Origin of the sequence: Gilliamella sp. ESL0232, from assembly GCF_013346885.1 — a bacterium.
Lineage (GTDB): Bacteria > Pseudomonadota > Gammaproteobacteria > Enterobacterales > Orbaceae > Gilliamella > Gilliamella bombi.
In genome coordinates this window covers 59,703-79,021 of record NZ_JAAEDW010000012.1, presented here as the reverse complement: position 1 = coordinate 79,021, position 19,319 = coordinate 59,703, and the positions used below count along the sequence as shown (strand labels likewise).

General features: G+C 33.7%; 21 protein-coding genes and 1 riboswitch. Of the genes, 12 read left to right on the top strand and 9 right to left on the bottom strand.

The genetic code is table 11. From position 1 onward, the window contains the following. Positions 1 to 832 precede the first annotated feature (832 nt). Positions 833 to 1,741 (bottom strand): hypothetical protein, encoded by a 909-nt coding sequence (locus GYW75_RS11745; RefSeq protein ID WP_238786479.1) that lies wholly within the window; start codon positions 1,739 to 1,741, stop codon positions 833 to 835. Between the two features lie 372 nt (positions 1,742 to 2,113). Here GYW75_RS11745 and GYW75_RS12860 point away from each other — a divergent pair, with 372 nt between their 5' ends. The 3 genes from GYW75_RS12860 to GYW75_RS11730 all read left to right on the top strand — a co-directional run bounded on the left by GYW75_RS12860 (position 2,114) and on the right by GYW75_RS11730 (position 3,520). Further along, on the top strand, positions 2,114 to 2,278 hold the full coding sequence (locus tag GYW75_RS12860; protein ID WP_174799464.1) for a transposase: 165 nt from the start codon (positions 2,114 to 2,116) through the stop codon (positions 2,276 to 2,278). 124 nt (positions 2,279 to 2,402) lie between these two features. Further along, positions 2,403 to 2,963 (top strand): DDE-type integrase/transposase/recombinase, encoded by a 561-nt coding sequence (locus GYW75_RS12855; RefSeq protein WP_174799463.1) that lies wholly within the window; start codon positions 2,403 to 2,405, stop codon positions 2,961 to 2,963. Positions 2,964 to 3,088: 125 nt separating this feature from the next. Next, positions 3,089 to 3,520: an integrase core domain-containing protein gene (locus GYW75_RS11730; RefSeq protein WP_174799462.1), complete on the top strand. Its 432-nt coding sequence runs from the start codon at positions 3,089 to 3,091 to the stop codon at positions 3,518 to 3,520. 107 nt (positions 3,521 to 3,627) lie between these two features. Here GYW75_RS11730 and GYW75_RS11725 read toward each other — a convergent pair whose 3' ends face one another. The 6 genes from GYW75_RS11725 to coaA form a co-directional block, all read right to left on the bottom strand. Continuing rightward, positions 3,628 to 5,247, bottom strand: coding sequence for a hypothetical protein (locus GYW75_RS11725; RefSeq protein ID WP_174799461.1), 1,620 nt, complete (start codon positions 5,245 to 5,247; stop codon positions 3,628 to 3,630). Positions 5,248 to 5,562: 315 nt separating this feature from the next. Further along, positions 5,563 to 6,243, bottom strand: coding sequence for a 7-cyano-7-deazaguanine/7-aminomethyl-7-deazaguanine transporter (locus GYW75_RS11720; RefSeq protein WP_174799460.1), 681 nt, complete (start codon positions 6,241 to 6,243; stop codon positions 5,563 to 5,565). Between the two features lie 46 nt (positions 6,244 to 6,289). Continuing rightward, entirely contained in the window at positions 6,290 to 6,946 is a 657-nt protein-coding gene (queC, locus tag GYW75_RS11715) for a 7-cyano-7-deazaguanine synthase QueC (RefSeq protein WP_174799459.1), read from the bottom strand. A gap of 27 nt (positions 6,947 to 6,973) precedes the next feature. Continuing rightward, positions 6,974 to 7,447: a preQ(1) synthase gene (queF, locus tag GYW75_RS11710; protein WP_085165658.1), complete on the bottom strand. Its 474-nt coding sequence runs from the start codon at positions 7,445 to 7,447 to the stop codon at positions 6,974 to 6,976. Between the two features lie 3 nt (positions 7,448 to 7,450). Further along, positions 7,451 to 7,495: riboswitch (PreQ1 riboswitch) on the bottom strand. 165 nt (positions 7,496 to 7,660) lie between these two features. Continuing rightward, a complete protein-coding gene (locus tag GYW75_RS11705; protein WP_174799458.1) occupies positions 7,661 to 8,122 on the bottom strand; it encodes a DUF1090 domain-containing protein in 462 nt (153 codons plus the stop codon). A gap of 18 nt (positions 8,123 to 8,140) precedes the next feature. Continuing rightward, positions 8,141 to 9,076, bottom strand: a complete 936-nt coding sequence (gene coaA / locus GYW75_RS11700) for a type I pantothenate kinase (RefSeq protein WP_085165730.1) — start codon at positions 9,074 to 9,076, stop codon at positions 8,141 to 8,143. Between the two features lie 170 nt (positions 9,077 to 9,246). On the opposite strand from coaA, the gene yihI reads away from it, so the two are divergent. From yihI to GYW75_RS11685, 3 genes are all read left to right on the top strand, one after another. Further along, positions 9,247 to 9,747 carry a Der GTPase-activating protein YihI gene (yihI, locus tag GYW75_RS11695; protein ID WP_085165662.1) on the top strand — a complete coding sequence of 167 codons (501 nt, stop codon included), beginning with the start codon at positions 9,247 to 9,249 and terminating at the stop codon, positions 9,745 to 9,747. 326 nt (positions 9,748 to 10,073) lie between these two features. Beyond that, entirely contained in the window at positions 10,074 to 11,444 is a 1,371-nt protein-coding gene (hemN, locus tag GYW75_RS11690) for an oxygen-independent coproporphyrinogen III oxidase (RefSeq protein ID WP_174799457.1), read from the top strand. A 198-nt stretch (positions 11,445 to 11,642) separates the two neighbouring features. Further along, positions 11,643 to 12,452, top strand: coding sequence for a hypothetical protein (locus GYW75_RS11685; RefSeq protein ID WP_085165666.1), 810 nt, complete (start codon positions 11,643 to 11,645; stop codon positions 12,450 to 12,452). 110 nt (positions 12,453 to 12,562) lie between these two features. Here GYW75_RS11685 and rsmC read toward each other — a convergent pair whose 3' ends face one another. Beyond that, positions 12,563 to 13,603: a 16S rRNA (guanine(1207)-N(2))-methyltransferase RsmC gene (gene rsmC / locus GYW75_RS11680; RefSeq protein WP_085165668.1), complete on the bottom strand. Its 1,041-nt coding sequence runs from the start codon at positions 13,601 to 13,603 to the stop codon at positions 12,563 to 12,565. 88 nt (positions 13,604 to 13,691) lie between these two features. Here rsmC and GYW75_RS11675 point away from each other — a divergent pair, with 88 nt between their 5' ends. The 6 genes from GYW75_RS11675 to cyaY all read left to right on the top strand — a co-directional run bounded on the left by GYW75_RS11675 (position 13,692) and on the right by cyaY (position 16,981). Continuing rightward, positions 13,692 to 14,099 carry a DNA polymerase III subunit psi gene (locus GYW75_RS11675; RefSeq protein ID WP_085165670.1) on the top strand — a complete coding sequence of 136 codons (408 nt, stop codon included), beginning with the start codon at positions 13,692 to 13,694 and terminating at the stop codon, positions 14,097 to 14,099. After that, entirely contained in the window at positions 14,068 to 14,529 is a 462-nt protein-coding gene (gene rimI, locus GYW75_RS11670; RefSeq protein WP_085165672.1) for a ribosomal protein S18-alanine N-acetyltransferase, read from the top strand. The genes GYW75_RS11675 and rimI overlap by 32 nt, the downstream gene beginning before the upstream one ends. Positions 14,530 to 14,564: 35 nt before the next feature. Further along, positions 14,565 to 15,185 (top strand): thiamine diphosphokinase, encoded by a 621-nt coding sequence (locus GYW75_RS11665; RefSeq protein ID WP_085165674.1) that lies wholly within the window; start codon positions 14,565 to 14,567, stop codon positions 15,183 to 15,185. An 89-nt stretch (positions 15,186 to 15,274) separates the two neighbouring features. Then, positions 15,275 to 16,057, top strand: coding sequence for a hypothetical protein (locus GYW75_RS11660; RefSeq protein ID WP_174799456.1), 783 nt, complete (start codon positions 15,275 to 15,277; stop codon positions 16,055 to 16,057). Then, positions 16,058 to 16,570, top strand: a complete 513-nt coding sequence (locus tag GYW75_RS11655) for a surface-adhesin E family protein (protein WP_174799455.1) — start codon at positions 16,058 to 16,060, stop codon at positions 16,568 to 16,570. A 99-nt stretch (positions 16,571 to 16,669) separates the two neighbouring features. Then, positions 16,670 to 16,981 carry an iron donor protein CyaY gene (cyaY, locus tag GYW75_RS11650; RefSeq protein ID WP_034912502.1) on the top strand — a complete coding sequence of 104 codons (312 nt, stop codon included), beginning with the start codon at positions 16,670 to 16,672 and terminating at the stop codon, positions 16,979 to 16,981. Between the two features lie 76 nt (positions 16,982 to 17,057). On the opposite strand, the gene uvrD is transcribed toward cyaY, so the two are convergent. Beyond that, complete coding sequence (gene uvrD, locus GYW75_RS11645; RefSeq protein ID WP_174799454.1) at positions 17,058 to 19,238, bottom strand: DNA helicase II; 2,181 nt, start codon at positions 19,236 to 19,238, stop codon at positions 17,058 to 17,060. Positions 19,239 to 19,319: the final 81 nt, after the last annotated feature.

The following is a 19,319-nucleotide window of genomic DNA, read 5'->3' as shown; positions in this document are numbered from 1 at the left end:
TCGAATAGGATTATTTGATAAATTTAAGACATAGGTTTGCCAGTGCTTGTGCCTTGTGCCTTGTGCCTAAAATGGTACTGCATTTTGTTCCACCTGTCAAGTAATATTTTGTTTTATTTCGATTTTTTGTGGTTACTCGCTTATTTAATAAGCTTATCTTTCTAAAGCGATTAAAGTATAGCCGTTTAAGAAATAGTTGGCTAGTTTTTTGGCGGACTTTTTTGTAAAGAAATGTAAAGATGAAAACGATTCGGCTTTAGTGATAAGTTAATTTTATAATTAAAATACGGTGTTATCTTTAGGATTTTTTAACTTTTGTGGAATGATTAATATTGCTGATAACATCTAAAACACAAACACGCCCAACAGCCCAGTTTGGCGTGCTAGCTTTACTTCATTATCGGCATATTTTGACGCTCTGATAAGGCAAGCTTATTAATATTGTGGTGCTATAAGCGTGTTTTTTGCTCTAAAATCTCTCAGGTAGACTATTGATTTTATTTAATTTTTATTTTTTTAAATAAAATCAACCGTTTACAGGATGGTTTTTTATTACGTTGAATTTGGCTTTTTAAGAAAAGCGCTTTTGTTATTTGATAATAGCTATTAATAACAACTTGTTAATAACAGCCAGTTAATAACAAAAGCGCAAGCTTTTAAGGCGTATCGGTCGGGGTGCTATTTTGGTTTTCTGCCATTAAAGCTCAAGGCTCACATACTTTGCCTGCTCAGCGCCCCAACTTGTGCTGGGGCTTTATTCTTTGTTATATTATCCTCTCAAGCACCGTAACCCCCTTCCGCGCCCTAAGGATTAAGAACTAAACGCTAAAAGCTAAGGTGCGGTGCAAACGCCATAGCAGGAGAAGCTGGCACTGTAGATGTAGGCCAAGCCGGTGCCCGAGGTGACAGGGTACTGAAAGCTACCTATTGCGTCACTCGTCCAGTAGCTGCCGAGGACGAAGCCCGCATCAGCGTAGTAGAGCATGTCGCCCCACTCCGTGAAAAAGCCAGCGCCTATGTGACGCATGTAAAAACTATCTGATGAACTAGGTGCTGCGCCTAAATTATGATAGTTTGAATTGGTTAAATCTCTTACCCGTGGCATTCGATAACCCAAACTATTACACCATGCTAACTGGTCACTATAACTTTTCCTTTGACCACCACCATTGACGAACCACTGCCTTAATACAAATCCATATTTGACTACCTCATCACCGGTATTAATATCTCTACCCACTAACTCAAACGTCTGTGGTAACTGTGGCTTAGTAATTAGGTTAGGATGAGGATTATCCCATTGATTGCTTACCTTTGGACCTGTTAGCCTAACACGTGCTACAACTTGTCCCCTATCTTTATAAGGAATCCAGTAATCATTAGCTACAACATTTGTCACTGTTGCAGTAATTCCCTCATGCGTGACAGGTGCCCATGTCAATTCTTCTGGTTCTATTCCTGTTATGAGTAAATCAAAATATAAACCATCCAGACCAGTGGTCGGGAAATTAAAATTGTATGATTCAGGATTGATTGATTGAACTAAAAAGCCCTTATCAGGATTCCATATGTCAGCTGGACCTGCATATGAGCCGTTACCCAAAAGTAGATTCGGCCTTGCATAATGGATAACAGCCGACCGTATTATTATTGCATCACTACGATTACCTGCTCGAGCCTTTTTACCATTCGCCTGTACATCCCATGACGATGACAATAATAACAATGCTAATACTAGCAAAGCTGTTTTAGGTGATTTGAGCGATAATTTCGAAGATATAAATAAGTTTTGTGTAAAAACTCGTCGAATAGGATTATTTGATAAATTTAATACATAGGTTTGCCAGTGCTGGTGTCTGGTGTCTAAAATGATAATGCATTATGGTTTACCTGTCAAGTAATTATTTGTTTTATTTATATTTTTATAATTATTTGCTTGTTTAATAAGCTTGTTTTCCTACAGCGATAAAAGTATAACCATTTATAAAATAGTTGGCTAGTTTTTTGGCGGACTTTTTTGTAAAGAAATGTAAAGATGAAAACTGATCCTCGCCAAAAAAGTGGACAAAAGTCACCTCTATGATATAAACAAAAATCATAGGAGACAAATATCATGGTCAAAAAATTTAGTATCGAATTCAAACAACAATCAGTGGATTATGCGTTATCTAATGCACACCTTTCTATCAGCGAACTTGCCAATCATCTAGGTGTGGGTAAATCAACCCTAAATGGATTAGGCAACTTTCCCCGAATAAAACTAGCCGTCGAGAGTTAACCGCTGAGCAACAGCGGATTATGGCGTTAGAAAAAGAGATTAAAGAACTGAAAATGGCTAATGATATACTAAAAAAGGCGCATGTGCATATCATCAACAATCCAAGTCGGTGAAGTACACTTATATGAAAAATCATTTAACCAGCTATCCGGTTACTAGTATATGCTCATTACTTTGTGTCAGTTCATCGGGTTATTATGCTTGGTTAAAAAGAGCAAACAAATCAGCTAAACTCAGCGAGTATATTCAAAAACAGTATTGGCAACATAAAGCCCGTTTGGGTGCGCTAAGCCTGCTTCATGATGTTAGGGATACAGGCTATTTAGTGTGTAATACATTAAAGCAAACTTTGTTTCGGCGTCACTTTCCTAAAAATGTCTTCATTCATAGTGACCAAAGAATTCAATATTCCAGTGCTGATTTCAAGCAATTATTGTTACAATATGGACTAAGGCAAAGTATGAGTCGAAGAGGAAACTGCTTTGATAATGCTGTTGTTGAAAGTTTTTTCATACACTCAAACCCCATATTATTCATTGTTGTTACTATAAAACGAGGATGCAGGCTAATAAAGCACTATTTGAATATATTGAAATCTATTATAATCGTATTCGTCGTCATTCAGCCAAAGGCTAGATATCGCCGCAGCAATATGAATAGCAATTTTACCAAAACAATAAAATGATAGCGGTGGGCACTGTCTAATATTTTTGCAAAGATCAATTATTACTTTGATAAAAGAAGTATCTAAGAAAAATGTTCAGCATAGAATGAATCGAAATACTAACTAGAGGCAAAGATTAACGCAATGTGAACTTGAGAACATTCAATGTGATAGAGGACTTTAATCGTGAGGCGCTAGGCATTGATATTGCAGTCAGTTTACCGGCAGAAAGAATTACCCGTTACTTAGATAAACTGGCCGAATATCATGGATATTTATTAAAAATACGGGTCGATAATGGACCAGAATTTACAGGAAAAACCTTTATAAACTGGGCTAAATCACATGATATAGTCATTGATTATATAAAGCCCGGTAGCCCTTATCAAAATGGCTATATTGAACGATTTAATCGTACCTATCGTACTGAAGTACTCGATTTATATCTTTTTAACAACTTAGCACAAGCAAGGAGAATAACCGAAGAATGGTTAACGATTTATAACACCGAAAGACCACATGAGGCGTTAAATAACATGACACTGCTCGAATATAAAACATTAAAACAAGCAGCTTAATTTTCTACGTGAGTTGTGTACTAAGTTTGGGGGATTTACAGTTCTTTGGTTGATTATTCTCTATTTACATATAAACTTCCCACAGTTCAAGGATTAAGAACTAAACACTAAGGTACGGTGCAAACAGCATAGCCACCTCCAGAGGTGCCCCACTGATCCACATAACCATTACGGTGAATATATAAGTGAGTTGTATTTGATACCGCATCATTCGTCCAAATATCACCACGACCAAAACCTGCCACATCACCATAATAGGATAAATCGCTCCACTCACTTAAAAATCCTGCCCCTATTTGACGTTGGTAATATAGACTACCGGACGACGGTGTGGAGCCATCTATGTCGCTTATACATGGAAAATAAGCATTATCCACACCACATTTCGCATTGCTTAAATCTCTTATCTTCGAAAAACGATAACCCAAACTACTACACCAAGTTGCTTGCTCAGGAACAGTAGTATATTTCTCTCCCCGATGGACAAACCACTGCTTTAGCTCAAATCCATATTTAACAACCACACCACTACTATTCTTCCCTTCCAACACAAATAGTTGCGGCAAAGATGGCACAGTAAGTCGACTAGGATTACTTGATTGTATTTGGATATTATTCGCCCTAGGACCATTTAACGTTACTCGCGTTACGTTTTTGGATTTATCTGTAATCCAATCATCATATGTAGTAGTGCCCGTGCACCATCGGCATGGAATGGTGAATGAGTCTGAACGAGGTTTTACCCAATTCACTGTTGCAGTTATCTCTCCTTGAGTTTCTGAAGACCAGGTCAACTGACTTGCATCTACCCCGCCTATATCCAAATCAAAATATAATCCATCTGCCCCCGTAGTGGGAAAATTAAGGCTATAAGAAGATGGATTAATTGACTGTGTTAAAAAACCTTTAGTAGGATCCCATATACTAGATGGCCCCGCAAAGCGAGGATTATCTCCAGCAAAATTAGTACCACCAAATATCAAACGAGGCCTTACATAGCAAACTTTAGGCTGCTGTGAATTTGGGTTGATATAATATGACACCGTATTTCCGTTTAAAGTACTTCTATTTGGCACACCATACTTTGTTTCTAAAGTAGCATCCGTACTACTTAATGTTATCCTATAAGGTGCATTACAAATATCTAATATATCACTGCGACTAACGGCATTACTATTTTTATCAGTAAACGATACTGATATATTCCCTGTCGCAGTGACACTATTAGCTCCCTGTCCATCTCCATCATCATCTCCCCAATTACCTTGTGTTACCAAGCTACTTATACTCACAGAGTCGGTTGATGGTGGAACTATCATTTCAATATTAGCAAGCGTATCACCTGCATTAGGTAAATGAATTGGCGTCATCGCTGAGTTATTATTTTGTGGAGTGAAAACTTGACCGTCCGATAACTTAATACTTATTAAATCATCAGTTGTAGTTAATTTAGTGACGCCACCATCAAGCGTCAAATACGGCGCAGAGCCGTTAATAACCTGTGAGGTCCGAGCTAACAACGCCTGCGAACTCACTGAATATGGCAATAACAACAATGGTGCAAAAACTATGGCTAATTTGGATAACAAGTTGGAAATCGACGGCAATCTTGGCGATTTCGCTAGATTTGATAATAAAAAGCAAAATGGAGTTTGTTTTTGATTACGGTAAAACTTAAATAGATTTAAGGTATAGCACTGCCAATGCCTGTTATTATTATAGCACACAATATCTAACCTCCTGTTAATTTGTGTTTTATTTTTATAGTTGTTTATTTTTTAATGAGCTGCGTTTTGCCATAAAATAATCAAAATTATAGCTAACTAAATACTAAAGCGCTAGTTTTTGGCAAAATTTTCTAAAAACCTAGCACAGGATGCAGAATGAAGCCTTCGGCTGCCCGACGCAGGATAAAAAGCTATATTGACCTTTAGGTGTTGTGAAATATTGGTGGGTTTTTCAATATTAAACATAAAACTCATCAAAAAAATAAATGAGTTTATGTTTATTTAGGTGAGTAACTAAAATTTAGATTTTAATGATTAATTGTTTTTAGGCATTGCAACTAACTTTTTTAGGATAAAATTCAGAATGACGCCATAAAGTGGCAAAAAGAATAATCCGCAAATTAGAATTTTAAAACTATAGTCCATTAACGAAATTTCGATCCAATGATTTGCCATAAATTCATCGCTACTTTGATAAAATGCGATAGCAAAAAAGACAATAGTATCAATACCATTACCAAATATTGCCGATGCTGTTGGGGCAACCCACCATGATCTGTTTTTTCTTAAATAGTTAAAAACAGTAATATCCATTAGTTGTCCAACTAAATAAGCGGCAAAACTAGCCAATGCAATTCGAAATACGAAGCTATTAAATTCCGTCAATGCTGATAATCCAACCCAATGGGTTTCAAAAAATAGTACCGAAATCAGGTATGAAAATAACAATGCAGGAATCATTACAACAAAAATGATTTTTCTCGCTAAACTAGCACCATAAATTCGAATAGTCAGATCGGTAGTTAAAAAGATAAACGGAAAAGTGAATGCCCCCCAAGTTGTTTGAAAACCAAAAATTTCGAATGGGATTTGGACTAAATAATTGCTTGAAGCAATAACCAATATGTGAAAAAAAGCCAACCAGTAAAGCGCTTTTTGCTTTTGTTTACTGGTAAAACTTTTTTCTATCGATTCTGAATGAACATTTAAGTACATCTTTTTTCCTTTTTAATGGGGTGAGAGAACCCAATGATGAATGAATTTATTTAGCTTGAGCCATATATTCTTGTAGGCCCTTATTGCGCAATAAACAACTTGGACACTTACCACATCCCCCTTCAACACCGTAATAACAGGTGTGGGTATGTTTTTGAACATAATCAAGATAACCTAGTTTATCAGCCATTTCCCACGTTTGCGCTTTAGTCAAATACATCAGTGGCGTGATGAGATTAAACGCATAGTCCATGGCTAAATTCATTGATACATTCATTGATTTAATAAAGACATCACGGCAATCTGGATAACCACTAAAATCGGTTTCACAAACTCCAATAATAATGTCAGAAATTCCTTGTTGCTTAGCATGACAGCCAGCCAAAAGTAAAAAAAGCATATTACGCCCATCAACGAAGGTATTGGGGTAATCGCCATCTTGAGCGGCTTTAATTTCTTGAGCGTCATCAATCAACGCATTATTTGTAGTTTGTTTGATAACTGAAGTATCAATGACGGTTTGTTTAATACCAAGATCATCAGCAATCCTTTTAGCTTTTTCAAGCTCTATTGCGTGACGTTGACCATAGTGAAAACTGATTGCCTGAACGTTTTCACGTCCATAATCAGCAATGGCTTGCAGTAAGCAAGTGGTTGAGTCTTGCCCACCAGAAAATATAACTAGTGCTTTACGAGTTTGCATTAACTGTTCCTGTTTGGATAGATTAGATTAGCGATTATCCACTTTTTCTGGATACATGTCGTGATTGGCTAATCGATTAGCCGCAACTTGTTCCCAATGAGTATCCGATTTGCCATAATTGGCATAAGGATCAATCGAAATGCCACCTCGCGGAGTGAATTTTCCCCAGACTTCGATATATTTAGGATCCATTAATTTAATCAGATCTTTCATAATGATATTAATGCAATCTTCATGGTAATCGCCATGATTACGAAAGCTGAACAGATAAAGTTTTAACGATTTACTTTCGACCATTTTAATATTGGGCACGTATGAAATATAAATTGTCGCAAAATCAGGTTGCCCTGTGATAGGACAAAGACTAGTAAATTCTGGGCAATTAAATTTAACAAAATAATCGTTATTCGGATGTTTATTAGCGAACGTTTCGAGTATTTCAGGACAATAGGTTGTTGGATAGCGAACAGACTGATCGCCTAGTAGTGTAATTTTACTCATTATTTTTCCTTAGTTTTTTAGCGTGGGAGGTTCACGAACCACGTAACAAGGCGCACACCATACTCTTTTTGCTTTAAAAAGTCTAGTATGACAATAGATTTATAAAAAATGTAAAACTAACACCGTCAACAATAACTATTGATGGTGTTAATAATAAAATATCGTTGAAGAGCAAATAAATCAAGAATCGGGAAATACTCTGCCTGATATCGTTTATTTCGCTCCCAATTCTTTATAAAAATCAGATAATTTAGTTTTAGCTTCATTAAGTTCTTTTTCAGCATCAGCTAATTTTGTTTGTTGTTTGACAATTTTCTGTTCATTATCTTTATCTTTCGCTTTCGCTTTTGATTTTGATTTTGATTTTGCTTGTTCTAATTCTTTAGTTCTTTCAGCCACTTTATTTGATTTTTCGTTAATCTCTTTTTTATATTTGGCTTCTAAATCATCATTTGAACAATGCTTATTTAAGTTACGTAATGATTTTTCAAGCCCTTGGATTTGATGAGAATTATTATTTTTTTTAGCATAATCAATCTGTTTTTCAATAGCCTGTTTTTTGCTTTCACACGTAAGTCCCTTTAGTTGTTCATTTGAAGCATAAGCACCAAATGATAATGAGATAGCTAATGTAATGACACTCAATTTACTTATTAACCGAATTACTGATTTCATACGAATTTTTCCTTAATTTTATTTTCTTAATTGAACACAATTGACTTTATGATCTTTACCTTTAGTTAGAATAAGGTTCGCTCGTTCTTTTGTAGGTAAAATATTTTCAACTAAATTTAATTCATTAATTTCTCGCCAAATACGATTGGCAATATTTGTAGCTTCATGTTCTGGAAGTTTTGAGTAGTGATTAAAATAAGAGTTAGGATCGCTAAATGCACCCTCCCTAAATTTTAAAAACCGATTTACATACCAATCATGTAATAATGACATATCAGCATCAACATAAATTGAAAAATCGACATAATCCGAAACAAAAACTCGGTTATTCGCTTGTGGATAATTCAGTGTACTTTGCAGTACATTCAAACCTTCAAGAATCAAAATGTCAGGACTATCAATAACGATTTCTTCATCTTCGACAATATCATAAACTAAATGAGAATAAACGGGTGCTTTAACTTGTGCCTGTCCTGATTTTATATCAGCAACAAAATTAAGCAATTTTTTTATATCGTAAGACTGAGGAAACCCTTTTTTATTCATTATTCCATGTTCTTCAAGATATCTATTTGGATATAAAAAACCATCAGTTGTTACCAAAGATACTTTGCGATGTTCAGGCCAACGGGTTAATAATGCTTGTAGTACTCTAGCGGTAGTACTTTTACCTACAGCAACACTGCCTGCAATGCCAATAATGTAAGGTGTTTTTTGACTTTTACCTAAGAATTTAGATAAAACAGCTTGCCGATTAAAATTATTGCTGATGTAATAATTAAGTAATCTAGATAAAGGTAAATAAATTTCACTCACTTCATCCATGGATAAATCTTCATTAATACCTTGTAACGAAACTAATTCATCTGCAGTTAAAGTCATTGGTACAGTATTACGTAAGCTAGCCCATTCTTGACGATTAAATTTCAGATAAGGGCTTAAGTGATTTTTCATTTTATATTGTTCTCTAATTCGATCTAACAAATTTATTTGACTCAGATTATACATAAATTTCTTTTTTTACAATCTTAAATTAGCATGACGTCATCATCATAGCTATATTCTGGACTTACTGATAAAATACGTTTGTAAAATGATTAACCCTAATATTAGACAGAGATTTTATGTTAAAAAATAAATCAAAACAGAAAGCTAAAAAAAGCCGTCAAGAGATTAATGAAGAATCTCGGGAACTGAAGCGTAAACGCAAACACAAAGGTTTACCAAGTGGCTCTCGCTTTAATAAGCTAGATAATAATAAAAATAAAAATTCGACAAAAACAACCAAAGATCCAAGAGTGGGTAGCAAAAAACCTATTTCTTTAATTGTTGAAGATTCTAACAATATAGAAAAACCTGTTAAACAATCTAAACCAATTAAAACGATTTTATCGCCACAACAAGAATTAGAACAGTTAGAGAACGATCCAAAATTAGATATGTTACTTGATCTAGTCGAGCAAAATGTCAAACTCACTAAAGATCAACAAATTTATCTTGATAGAAAATTGAATCGTATCGATGAACTGATGCAAAAGCTTGGTTATACTGATGAAGACTTTGATGATTTTGAAGAATTAGACGAAAAGAAAGAAGATATTGTTAGTTTATTAAAACGAAACTAATGATAGTAAAATATAATCGGCAATCGTGATAGTGTGTGTCTTGATATCAGTAGGAATATAATCTATTGGATTATATTCCTACTGATAATTTAAGCTTAGAATCCATTATTTTTATTCAGTCAATTAATAATTAACAGTGAGCAAATCATAGTGCCAATATTAATTATGTTAAGTTTATATTTTGGGTTGTTGATTTGCACATTGTTATATTTAAATAAAACTAATCGAATCAAAATTAAAACCAAAATCAAGAACCAACAAAAAGCAATAGTAAAAATTCATAAAAATAACAACACTAAAGATAGACATAAGTGGAAGTAAAAAGCATGACTGATACGCAATTATGGGATCAAGCGATAATTGAAAAATATAATTATTCTGGCCCAAGATATACCTCTTACCCTACTGCACTTGAATTTAACGAAAAATTTAATGAGCAGGAATTTTTATCGGCAGCAACTCGTTATCCTACAAAGCCGTTGTCGCTTTATGTACATATTCCGTTTTGTCATAAGCTTTGTTATTTTTGTGGTTGTAATAAACTTATTACTCGCCAAACACAAAAAGTTACCAAATACCTTGATATTTTAGATATTGAAATTGCCGAACGTGCAAAATTATTTAAACATCGCACGGTAACACAAATGCACTGGGGTGGTGGTACACCAACTTTTTTAAACGATGCTGAAATTACTCGATTGATTACCTCGTTAAAAAAGCATTTTAATTTTGTTGCTAATGCCGAACTATCCATCGAAATTGATCCGCGTGAAATTACACCACAAACAATTGACCATTTAGCAAGTGTTGGTTTTAATAGGCTAAGTATGGGAATTCAAGATTTTAATCACGAAATCCAAAGCCTAATTAATCGTGAACAAGATGAAACATTAATACGGTCTCTTATTAATCAAGCACGTAAAAATAATTTTCACTCAATTAGTTTAGATTTAATTTATGGCCTACCAAAACAAACCATTGAAAGTTTTGCCGAAACGCTTAATAAAGTGATTGAGATTTCTCCCGATCGTTTAAGTGTATTTAATTATGCCCACTTACCAAGCCGTTTTGCTGCCCAACGAAAAATTAAAGATGATGATTTGCCTAATGCCAATCAAAAATTGCAGATCCTACAAACTAGCATTAAAAAGTTAACCGAAGCTGGTTATCACTTTATCGGTATGGATCATTTTGCTAAGCCCTCTGATGAATTAGCTATTGCTCAACAAGAAAATAAATTGCATCGTAATTTTCAGGGGTATACAACTCAAGGCGATGCTGATTTACTTGGACTTGGTGTGTCGGCCATTAGTATGTTAGGTGATAGTTATGCGCAAAATCAGAAAGATATAAAAATCTATCAAACTCAGGTTGAGCAAAAAGGACATGGATTATGGAAAGGATTCACCTTAAATCGTGACGATAAGATTCGTCGTGATGTGATAAAACAGCTTATCTGCCATTTTCATTTAGATAAAAATGTCATTGAACAGCAATACCAAATTCAATTTGATGATTATTTTTCCGAAGATTTAAAATTACTAGCTCCATTGCAAAAAGATGGATTAGTGACAATCAATAACAATATAATCGAAGTCCAACCTAAAGGACATTTATTGATACGCAATATTTGTATGTGCTTTGATATTTATATGCGAAAAATGGCAAGGCAGCAGCAGTTTTCTAGGGTTATTTAATTTGAAGTCGTTTGTCAAATTGCCGTAAACAATATGAGTAATTCCTACAAAGTAAATATTATGATAATATTTATTCTAATTTAATAAAAAATAATAAATAAATTATTTATTTTATTGTGATTAAAGGTTAGCTTTTAAATTCACAATTTTAGCCTTAGACATGAAATTTTTATTTTTAATAAGGAGTATATTGATAAAATGGCATTGATGAATAAATTAGTAGAAGTATTTCCAACTCGCCCTTTAAAAGTCATGAATTTAAAGCAAGAAGGCTCAATGCATCAAATAAGAAGATTACTTGCAGCAATAATTCTCTTTGCGTTAGCTTTATTTATGGCCATAAGAAATTATCCTGGATTAATTGATGATTATAAAATATCACAGAATCCTGTTGTGGTTGACTATGATGTAGAAGGAACATGTCGTGCAAGACGTATGGTTGATAACTGTTCAGTGAAAATTACTACTGATACAGGACAAGTTATTAAGCGTGATTATACTTTCATTGGGGGGAAAAAAGGAAATTATCAAGTTGTAACTGTCGCTTCGGCCGATGATCCATCACTAGTAACAATCAATTTAGCTATTGATAATATGCGGACTGTATTTGTGGCTACTACTGGTCTTATTCTTTTGTTGTTGTTGGTTACATGGATGAGTTTAGGATGTTTCTTAAGAACACATAAAATGATAAAAGTTATCAAGGAAATTAACGGGCAAAAATTAACACCTGTTATTGTACCAGTTAAACTAGTCTCTTATGGTAAAATAATAACTGCCTTATATCGTGCAAGCAATGCACAAGGAATAAATGCTAAATATGCAGCCAATTTTAATAAAGACTCAAACGGTGGACCAATCATTATAGGTGATAAGATTAGAAATAAATGTAATGTGTTGGCCGTAGTTGGAGAAAGCAACTCTGTTCCTATTCTTCTTGACCAAGAATTTATGCGCTGTGATTTTACCTATAATGAAATGCAGGCATTAAAAGAAGCTCTCTCTTAATCCAGATATGATATCAAGAATAGTGAAATCAGTTTGTTATTAAATATTTAAATTTTATACCTAGGGCGATAACATCGCCCTATTTTTTTAAACAAAATAAACAGCACTTATTAATGGCTTGCTAGATAAACCTTAAATTTCGTCGTTTGGGCAATCACTTCAACGCTTTTGAATGTTTCATCTAAAATGGTTTGATACGGTAAAAATGAATTTGCCACAATGCACAAATAACCATTTAATTTTAGGTGTTTTTTTGCTTCTTTGATTAACGTATTAACGGCCGTGTAATTAGTCTGTTTACCATCATGAAAAGGTGGATTCGAAACAATAAGATGATATTTATCATTTAGATTTGAAAAAACGTCACTCGCTACAACTGTGGCATTAACATGATTACGGTTTAACGTGGCTTTACTTGATTCAATTGCTGCACAGCTTACATCAGATAACGTTAGTGCTATATCAGGATTTAATTTACCTAGCACCGTGGACAAAATGCCCGAACCACATCCCACATCTAATACATTACCTTTAATAATATCAGTACGATCCATCAATGCATTTAACAATAATTCACTACCAGCATCTAAGCCTTTTTGGCTAAAAACACCAGGTAAGCTTTTTATTTCAATATTCTGATTTTCAATAGTTAAATGATAACTTAACCACCATTCATCAAGATTAAATACTAAACGGCTATCTGCCTGAAAATGATATAAACCACAACGTCTTGCGCTATCGATTTTTTGAATTGTACCAAAATCATTCAATAAAGCTTCCACGCTTTTTACACCTGTTTTATTTTCACCTATGATAAAAATATCACTACCTTTTGGCATATTATGCAATAAATAAGAAAGCTGAAATTGTGCTTCGCTTTTAGTTTTTGGCCAATAGTAAATCAGTGTATTCATTCCTACGTAAAAATCCGCTTCTGGCAATAATGAAAAATAGGTGTGATTGCCTCGTGCACTAGCTTTTAGACGTAAATAAGTATGAAATTGTGTGCAATGAATCTTAACTTGATTTGCCGACATAATAGATGGATAACTATCCTGAATATCACCAGCTATCAGCACATTTTTATCGTTAAAAAATGTTTGGTGACGCTCAAGTACTTGACTTGCTGGGGTAAAAGCAGATGTTGCCATATTTCCTCAATGAAAAACCTTTATAAATTGATGCATTGATTATACAATTAACTATCTTTAATCTCTAATAAAAAACAGTAAGTCAATAATGACACTACAAGATTGGTATCTAAAACAGTGCAACATAACTCAATACGTTTTGAGGAATGCTAATGTTTTCAAAGGTGAAATAGCGACACAAATAAGTGAAGAAATTAGATTGATTGTAGTTGCAGAACAAAAACCAACACAAAAAATCTATTATGATATTTTAAATGCTATCCATCTAACTGAAAAACAAGTATTGTTTTTAACGCCACAACAATTAATTATTCCTGCTGATGAAATTAATACAGTAATTTGGTTTATTGATATTACCTTGGATGAGTCTTGGATTAACCCATTAACTATTCAAACAACCAGTTTAAATCAGCTTGCAAAAGCACCACAACAAAAACGCCTACTATGGCAACAATTATGTCAATATGAAAACTATTTCCATCCTCACCGAACATGATTTAAAAAAAGCTTTTGAATTAGAAAAGATTTGCCATGCAATTCCTTGGTCAAAACAAACATTCTTTTCAAACCAAGGTGAACGTTATCTCAATTTTAAAATAACGATTAATAACCAAATAGTTGGGTTTTGTATTTGCCAACATGTAGCAGATGAAGCAAATTTATTTAACATTGCAATACATCCCGATTTCAGAAAGCAAGGACTAGCAAGAGAGCTGCTCAATCATTTAATAGATGCGTTAATAACGATAAAATCGCCCTATCCAATCTCAACCCTTTGGCTTGAAGTCAGACAATCAAATACGGCAGCACTTAAGCTTTATCACACGCTGGGATTTAACCAAATAACGATTAGAAAAAATTATTACCCAACAACTAATGGTAAACAAGAAGACGCTATTATCATGGCATATACTTTGGCTTTATGATTTACCAATAAAATGAGCAAAAGGAAAAAAGTGTAATGTCACAAAATAGAGCTTTACTTTTTATTAATGGCGAGCCACCACAACATGACTTTCAACATTTGGATAATTATACTTATATTGCTTGCACAGATGGGGCTTATCATAATTATCTGTCGACTTTGTCAATCGAACCAAACTTTATTATTGGCGATTTAGATAGCTATAATCCTAACAAAGCAATTCCACCTAAAACTAAAATTATTCATACACCTGACCAAAATAAAACTGATTTTGAAAAAGCAATTTTGTTTTTAGCAGGTAAAGGGGTGAAAACATTTGATGTTTATGGTGCTAGTGGTCATGCTAGCGATCACTTTTTGGGGAATATTTCTGTTGCAATAAGATATTATCATCAGTATCAAATTACCTTTTATGATAATTATTGTCATTTCTTTTTTGCAAAACATCATCAAGAAATAACCAATGTAAAAGATCATATTATTTCACTAATGCCATTTTCGAAAGTAACTGGTGTAACCATTACAGGCTTTCAATACCCCTTAATTGATGCCACATTATCGCTAGGAGGAGTTGTGAGTTTAAGAAACAAAGCGATTAGTGATTTGATTAAAATATCCTTTAAAAACGGTGATTTAATGGTCTTCGTTGAGAATTGAAATAATGTCAATTGACATTTATATTTACATTACTTTACAATCTTCCTTTACAAAAGAAGAAATATAATTGTGGTTCAAGGAAATTCGCCATGCTTCTCAAAAAACTTTCTGTGCTAGTTTGCGCATCTTTCGTTTCTTGTGTTTTTGCCCAAACAAATAATATACAGGATGAAACAGATAAGGTAATTGATACATTTTTGCAATGTGATAATCAGTTTTTTGAACAATTATCTAAACACCAAGAGTCAATAAATCAATACGTTGATTTAGCAACCACTCCCGATAATGTAACTTATATTCCTGTTGAATCTATTCAAAAAACCGACAAAAATAAAGTTATGTTTAAAAAACCACTTAAGTATCATGATTTAGAAATTGTTGGCTATCAAAATATTTATATTTCAACTACTTTATCTGGTCAGTTTCTTTATTGGGGATTTATCTTTGATAACAAGCAAGATGAAATTAAAAGTGCTTTAAGCAATATTAATTGGTTGCATTATAGCCAAAACACTTACATAGCAAATGCTAAAATTTATGATAAAAAATCAAAATCTAAAACATGGGAAGATGATATTTATGCCATCGATGGTGTTATTCCAAGGTTTGGTACAATTAATAAAGCACTTTATCTAGAATCTTCTGCTAATAATCAAAGTAGTATTTTTTGTTCTATTCAAGGCGATTTAGAAAAAGAAACAATTCTTACGGCTCGCCCAGATCTAAAACCAATCATCGAAAAACAAGAAGCTGAACTGCAAGAGCGAATTAAAGCAAACCAAGAAAAAATGCAAAAAGAAAAAGAAAAACAACAAAATCAATCACAAACTAATCCTACAGAAGCTAACTCAAAAGATGGAGAAAAAATTTAAATGAAAAAGGTCAATTTATTTTTAATTCTCTTTTCTTTTGCAGCATTCAGCCATGCCTCAGGGGAAAAAGCTAATATTGATACGAAAGCAAATGAAAATACTGCTGTTGAAAGTTTAAAAGATCCAAGAGTAGGAGAACAATTCATTCCAACATCAAAAACTAACGACAATAATACTATTGGCTATTCATTTTTAGATAGAAAATCGATCAACCTTCACCCTTTCAACTCCAAAATTCGTGTATTTAGTGAAGTGACTAATTACAGCCCAGCATTGATACAAAAAAATGATGATGGTACAGAGACACCTTATCATTCCATAAGGATCGAATATTATGCCAATTGCGACAAAATGGAGTTAGCAAAAGGAAAGCTTAGAACAATCGAAAATAATTTTGGTGATGGAAAATTAGTCAACACAATTGAGATAGCAAACCGTTGGATAGCTATCACTCATGATAACGAGCAATATAAGCTACTTACTATTGCCTGTTCCTTACCACTCGCTAATTAGTAAATCAGTACCTACTTTTACTCTTGCCACCTTGCTGTGGCGGAGTATATTCATTTATGTTAATATCGCTCTATTATTTATTTGAATGAATATCTCTTTATGAATATCACACAATTTCATACCATTACCGAACAGTTATTCAACAAAATCGAACTATTCTTGGATAATTATGTAAATGAGCATGACATCGATTTAGATTATGAAACAAACGGCAATGTTATCACCATTAGTTTCCCCAATGGCAGTAAAATCATCATTAATACCCAAGAACCACTCTTTCAGGTATGGTTAGCCACTCAAAAACAAGGTTATCATTTTGATTACATCGATAATAATTGGATTTGTAATCGTACCGACAAGTCGTTTAATCAGATTTTTTCTGAATCTGTAAAAGAACAAGCTGAGCTATAATATATAAAAAATGGGAATTAGTTTAACAATTAATTCCCGTTCAAGAAAGTAGTCACAAATTTTACTTAAAAGAAATCTACAATAAAGTAAGATTTGCTAATTTAACTACTAGCCATTTTATACCTTCATTAACAAAAGCTATTTGTACTCGCTTATGATCACCTTCGCCATCAAGATTAACAATAGTTCCTTCACCAAAACGTTTATGTAACACTTTACGACCTAATTTGTAACCATCACATTGAGGCTTCTTTTTAGGGTAAGACTTTATTTTTTCAGGCGACATTGTTCCTTGATAACTAATTTCATTTAACTTATCAATAGGTAATTCAGACAAAAAGCGTGAAGGTAAATTACGCTCTTCACGACCATATAGACGCCTTATCTGAGCTAATGATAATGTTAGATACTTACGTGCTCGAGTAATACCTACATAGGCAAGACGACGCTCTTCTTCAAGTTTATCGAAGTCTTGAGAAGATCTTAAGTCTGGGAATATGCCCTCTTCTAGTCCTACAATAAAAACATTATCAAATTCAAGACCTTTGGCAGAATGCAGAGTCATTAGTTGAACGGTATCTTGTTCACTAATTACATCTCTGCTTTCTAATGACGTATATGCTAAAAATGATTCTAAAACAGTTAATGCCTTACCCGTTTCTTTATCTTGAATAAGGTTATTTTCATTAAAGCGATAAAACTGCTCAGCGGCCGATACCAATTCTTCAAGATTTTCCAGCTTTGATTGCCCTTTAATACCAGGCTCTTGCTCATACATTTGCAATATGCCAGATAATTTGATAATAATATCAAGTTGTTTATAAAATGGTTTAAGCTCTACTTTATCGAAGATTGATTCTATTAATTCCAAAAAACGACCAATCCCAGAGCTTTGCCGTTCAGTAAAAGCATTGGTTTGGATTAGCATTATACATGCATCCCATAATGAAATATTATACTGCTTTGCAGTCAATCTAATTTTATCTAGCGTGACATTACCAATACCTCGAGTTGGGGTATTGATTGTAGCTTCAAACGCCATGTCATTATTGTGGTCATGTAATAGCCGTAAATAAGCAAGCGCTAATTTAACTTCTTGTCGTTCATAAAAACGAATAGATCCATAAATTTGATAAGGTAAACCTGCTTGCAACAATGTATCTTCAAATATACGTGATTGTGCATTATTACGGTACAATATCGCACAGTCTGCGTACTTTCCACCTTCGTCATGGAATTTTTTTATTTGACCAACAACAAATCTTGCCTCATCAATATCATTAAAACCAATATAAAGCGTAATCAGTTCACCGCCGCCTATATCTGTCCATAAAGTTTTACCCAACCGGTTCTGATTTTTCGATATTAAATTATTAGCTACATCTAAAATGTTACCAGTTGAACGATAATTTTGTTCCAACCTAATAATTTCAGTTTCAGGGTAATCGTTTATAAATAATTGGAGATTATCCGCATTAGCACCACGCCAACTGTAAATAGATTGATCGTCATCGCCTACAATCATTACATTAGCTGTATTACCTGCCAGTTTTTGTACCAAACGATATTGGATCTTATTAGTGTCTTGAAATTCATCAATTAAGATATTACAAAAACGATGATGACAATAATTTAAAACGTCTTGATTATGGCAAAGCAGCTCATACGTTCTTAAAATTAATTCTGAAAAATCAACGTATCCAACTCTATCACAAATAGTTTGGTAGTCTCGATAAATCGCCTGCCACATCACTTGTTTAGGATCTTCAGGAACAATATCTTCCGCTCTGAAACCTTTTTCCTTTTGAGTAGAAATAAAAGCAGCACACTGTTTTGGCGACCATTGTTTTTCGTCGATTTTTAGCTCGTGAAAAATTCGCTTAATAAGCCGAATTTGATCTTCAGTATCAATAAGTTGAAAATTAGGAGGTAACTTAGCTTGCTCAGGAAACATGCGTAACAAACGATGAGTAAGCCCATGAAATGTACCCACCCACATACCATTAAAATAACCCTCGCCTACTAATGCTTGAATACGTTCTTGCATTTGAATAGCCGCTTTATTGGTAAAAGTAACCGCAAAAATTGAGCCAGGTGAATAACTCTTTTCAATACAAAGCCAAGCAATACGATGAACTAAAACACGCGTTTTGCCACTCCCTGCACCTGCAAGAACAATTGAATATTGACTATCGGTAGTAACTGCTTTTTGTTGCTCTGTGTTTAGGCCATCTAATAATAATTTATTAATTTCCATTACATGCAAACCTATTTTGATAATAGAAACCGCCAAGTAGCATTAATGTTGAAAGCGTTATTAATATTTTCATCATATTCC